This window comes from Vibrio sp. 970, assembly GCF_033339075.1.
On record NZ_JAWOTW010000692.1, the window covers coordinates 1 to 546 of the forward strand.

The 546-nt window shown below is 45.2% G+C and carries 1 protein-coding gene; it reads right to left on the bottom strand.

Features of this window, described 5'->3' with window-relative positions:
• Positions 1–546, bottom strand: a 546-nt coding sequence (locus tag R7Q11_RS28650; RefSeq protein WP_263857232.1) for an OB-fold nucleic acid binding domain-containing protein, incomplete at both ends; no start/stop codon positions are given.

The window sequence follows — 546 nt, forward strand, 5'->3', positions numbered from 1 at the left end:
TTCTCCCTCTCTTTCCAAAATACCTTTTACCATCAATATTTTTGAGGTGAGGTAAGCTTGCTTTTGCGCTCTTGCCGTCGCGCTCCATACCACAACGTTAATGTTGCCAGTGTCATCTTCTAAGGTGAAAAATGTAACGCCTGCTGCAGTGCCTGGAGACTGCCTTCCGGTGACGACACCTGCCACAGTCACAAGCGATTTATGCTCTTTATCAACCAATTGTTTCATACGCGTAAAGCGAGGAAGTATCCCCGCTTCTTCTAGCAGAGTAATTGGGTGCCGGTTCAGCGAAAGACCTGTACTGGCATAGTCTTCAATAAGGCTTTCATATTCAGATGGCTGTGCTTGATAGCTAACGCTTGGCTCTTCGATATGATGAAACAAAGGCAAATCGGACAGTGAATCCATCGCTGCCCAACGTGCGTTATAACGGTTACCCGATAAGATCTGAAAGGCATTTGCAGAAGCTAATAATTCGATATCACGACGACTTCTCAAGATTTGTTTGACCTCTTGTATTGAGTGATAGCCCGTTTTTGGTCGTAG